The sequence below is a fragment of the Thiocapsa sp. UBA6158 genome, from assembly GCF_002423035.1.
Lineage (GTDB): Bacteria > Pseudomonadota > Gammaproteobacteria > Chromatiales > Chromatiaceae > Thiocapsa.
The window spans coordinates 1-3,863 of record NZ_DIUM01000120.1 but is presented as its reverse complement, the minus strand read 5'-3'; the positions used below and the strand labels follow the sequence as shown (position 1 = coordinate 3,863).

The 3,863-nt window shown below is 64.9% G+C and carries 3 protein-coding genes and 1 pseudogene; all 4 read left to right on the top strand.

Translation table 11 applies throughout. The features are described 5' to 3' along the window. Positions 1-296 (top strand): annotated as a pseudogene (locus B4N44_RS16535) (type I glyceraldehyde-3-phosphate dehydrogenase); the annotation flags it as partial. A gap of 144 nt (positions 297-440) precedes the next feature. After that, a complete protein-coding gene (locus B4N44_RS16530; protein WP_296703108.1) occupies positions 441-1,622 on the top strand; it encodes a phosphoglycerate kinase in 1,182 nt (393 codons plus the stop codon). A gap of 96 nt (positions 1,623-1,718) precedes the next feature. Further along, positions 1,719-3,161: a pyruvate kinase gene (gene pyk / locus B4N44_RS16525; protein ID WP_296703107.1), complete on the top strand. Its 1,443-nt coding sequence runs from the start codon at positions 1,719-1,721 to the stop codon at positions 3,159-3,161. Positions 3,162-3,225: 64 nt separating this feature from the next. Continuing rightward, positions 3,226-3,863, top strand: a 638-nt coding sequence (locus tag B4N44_RS16520) for a ketose-bisphosphate aldolase (RefSeq protein WP_296703105.1), incomplete at its 3' end; no start/stop codon positions are given.

The following is a 3,863-nucleotide window of genomic DNA, read 5'->3' as shown; positions in this document are numbered from 1 at the left end:
CCTCCGACGTCTCCGTGGTCGACCTGACGGTCGAGCTGACCAAAGAGGCCACCTATGACGCCATCTGCGCGGCCATGAAGAAGGCGTCCGAGTCCGGCGATCTGGCCGGTGTGCTGGGCTATACCGATGAGAAAGTGGTCTCCACCGACTTCCGTGGTTGCACCACGCCCTCCGTCTTCGACGCCGAGGCCGGCATCGCGCTGGACCCGACCTTCGTGAAGGTCGTCGCCTGGTACGACAACGAATACGGCTACACCTGCAACATGCTGCGCATGGTGGAGCACGTTTCGAAGTAAGCCTCCAGCTGCCGGCCTCCTGCCTCCAGCCTAAACGGCTGGTTGCGGGAGGCTCGGCACCGGTCGCTCGTCGACGAGAGTTTTCAGGCAAGGCCGACCTTGAACCTGAATGCTTTCCATCTCATTTGATACAGAGGCTTCGCTATGTCCTTCATCAAGCTCACCGATCTTGATCTCTCCGGGAAGCGGGTGCTGATCCGCTCCGACCTGAATGTCCCCGTGAAGAACGGTAAGGTCACTTCCGATGCGCGCATCACCGCCTCCATGCCCACCTTCGAACATTGCATGAAGGCCGGCGCCAAGGTGATGGTGATGTCGCATCTGGGTCGCCCCGAGGAAGGTGTCTTCTCCGAGGCCGACTCGCTCAAACCCGTCGCGGATGCCATGAGCGCCAAGCTCGGCCGCGAGGTTCGGGTGGTGCGTGATTATCTCGACCAGGCCCCCGAGGTCGCCGACGGCGAGCTGGTCCTGCTGGAGAACGTCCGCTTCAACAAGGGCGAAGGCAAGGACAACGCAGACCTCGCCAAGAAGTATGCCGCACTCTGCGACGTCTTCGTCATGGACGCCTTCGGCACCGCCCATCGCGCCCAGGCATCCACGCACGGTGTCGGCCAACAGGCGCCGGTCGCCTGCGCGGGACTGCTGCTCGCCGAAGAGCTCGACGCACTCCAGAAGGCGCTCGCCGCGCCGGCCCGCCCGATGGTCGCCATCGTCGGCGGCTCCAAGGTCTCGACCAAGCTGACCGTGTTGGAGGCCCTCTCCGAGAAGGTCGATCAGCTCGTGGTCGGCGGCGGTATCGCCAACACCTTCCTCGCCGCAGCCGGCTATCCGGTCGGCAAGTCGCTGTGCGAGCATGACCTGATTCCCGTCGCCAAGGCGCTGATGGAGAAGATGACGGCTCGCGGCGCGAGCATCCCGATCGCGGTCGACGTGGTCTGCGGCAAAAAGTTCGACGAGAACGAGCCGGCCGTCACCAAGGACGTCGCCGATGTCACCGAAGACGACATGATCTTCGACATCGGCCCCAAGTCGGCGCAAGAGTTGGCGGAGGTCATCGCCAAGGCCGGGACCATCGTCTGGAACGGCCCGGTCGGCGTGTTCGAGTTCGATCAGTTCGGCGGCGGCACCAAGACGGTCTCGATGGCCATCGCCGAGGCAGAGGGCTTTAGCCTGGCCGGCGGCGGCGATACCATCGCGGCGATCCAGAAGTACGACATCTACGACAAGGTCTCCTACATCTCCACCGCCGGAGGCGCCTTCCTGGAGTATCTGGAAGGAAAGACGCTGCCTGCGGTGGCCATGCTCGAGGCCCGAGCGAAGGACTGATCAGCGCAACGCGCCTCCTGCCACCTGCCACCAGCCTCCGGCGATGTGTTCGGAAGCCGGGGCTGGAGGCCGGAGGCAGGCAGCCGGAGGCTCTACATGCCAAGACGCACGAAGATCGTCGCCACACTCGGCCCCGCGACCGACCCGGTCTCGGTGATGGACGAGATCATCGCCGCCGGGGTGGATGTCGTTCGTCTCAATCTGTCCCATGACACCCACGAGCGGCATCGCGAGCGTGCCGAGCGGATCCGCGAGCGTGCGGCGGCCGCCGGGCGCGAAATCGCGCTCCTCATGGATCTGCAGGGACCCAAGATCCGCATCGGCAAGTTCGCCGATGGCCAGATCCAGCTCGCGCGGGGCGATGCCTTCGCGATCGACGCCGATTGCCCACTGGATGCCGGTGACTGCCATCGGGTCGGGACCACCTACCCCGAGCTGGTGGACGACGTCAGCCACGGCGACACGCTCCTGCTCGACGACGGTGCGATCGAGCTGTGGGTGGATGCGGTGAACGGGGGGCGGATCGACTGCAAGGTGGTCGTCGGCGGGGTCCTGTCCGACAACAAGGGCATCAACAAAAAGGGCGGCGGTCTATCGGCACCCGCCCTGACCGAGAAGGACCAGGACGACATCCGGTTCGCGGCCGAGATCGATGCAGACTACTTGGCCGTCTCCTTCGTGCGCAACGGCGACGACGTCCGACTCGCGCGCGAGCTCTTCTACGAGGCCGGGGGTCACGGCGGCATCGTCGCCAAGATCGAGCGCGCCGAGTCGCTCCGGGCGATCGACGACATCATCAACGCGGCCGACGTCATCATGGTCGCGCGCGGCGACTTGGGCGTGGAGATCGGCGACGCGGAGCTGCCGGCCGCCCAGAAGATGCTGATCAACCGCGCCCGCGAGCTCAACAGCGTCGTCATCACCGCGACCCAAATGATGCAGTCCATGATCGAAAATCCCATCCCGACCCGGGCCGAGGTCTTCGATGTGGCCAATGCGGTACTCGACGGCACGGACGCGGTCATGTTGTCCGCCGAGAGCTCGATCGGGAAGAACCCGGCCAAGGTCGTCGAGGCGCTCGACCGCATCTGTCTGGAGGCCGAAAAGCATGTCACGCGTTCGGGACACCGCATCGATTCGGTCTTCGGTCGCGTCGACGAGGCCATCGCCATGGCCGCCATGTATACCGCAAACCATCTGGGCGTGAAGGCGATCGCCGCCTTGACCGAGACCGGCTCGACCGTGAAATGGATGTCGCGTATCCGCTCCGGGATCCCGATCTACGCCATCACCCGCTCGGCGCCAACCCGACGCAAAGTCAGGGTTCTTCGCGGTGTCTATCCGGTCAGCTTCGATGTGGCCAGCACGGACATCCACGAGGTGAATCGCGAGGTGATCGAGGAGCTGATGCGGCGCGGCACGGTGCGCGACGGTGACCTGGTGATCATCACCAAGGGCGATCGCTCGGGGGTTGAAGGCCAAACGAATATCTTGAAAATCATGCGGGTCGGCGAGCACAAGCTCCTGACGAACGACTAAGTCAGCGATCCTTGCTGCTCGCCCGCCCGTTTTTAGCTGTCAGTCCGATACGAGGAGAATCCACATGGCCCTGATTTCGCTGCGTCAATTGCTCGACCATGCCGCCGAGCACCAGTACGGCGTCCCCGCCTACAACGTCAACAACCTGGAGCAGATGCGCGCCATCATGGAGGCCGCCGACGAGACGGACTCCCCCGTGATCGTGCAGGCCTCCGCCGGTGCGCGTAAGTATGCCGGCGCGCCCTTCCTGCGTCACCTGATCTTGGCCGCCATCGAGGAGTGGCCGCACATCCCGGTGTGCATGCACCAGGACCACGGCACCTCGCCGGCGGTCTGCCAGCGCTCGATCCAGCTCGGCTTTTCGTCCGTGATGATGGACGGCTCGCTCGGTGAAGACGGCAAGACCCCGACCTCCTACGAGTACAACGTCGACGTCACCCGTCGCGTCGTCGAGATGGCCCATGCCTGCGGCGTCTCCGTCGAAGGCGAGCTGGGTTGCTTGGGCTCCCTGGAGACCGGCCAAGCGGGCGAAGAAGACGGCATCGGTGCCGAGGGCACGCTGGATCACAGCCAGCTCCTGACCGATCCGGAAGAGGCCGCGGACTTCGTGAAGAAGACCGGTGTGGACGCGCTCGCCATCGCCATCGGCACCTCGCACGGCGCCTACAAGTTCACCCGTCCGCCCACCGGCGACATCCTCGC

Coding starts and splice junctions, on each gene's coding strand:
- B4N44_RS16530 (WP_296703108.1), top strand. CDS start 441: ATGTCCTTCATCAAGCTCACCGATCTTGATCTCTCCGGGAAGCGGGTG.
- pyk (WP_296703107.1), top strand. CDS start 1,719: ATGCCAAGACGCACGAAGATCGTCGCCACACTCGGCCCCGCGACCGAC.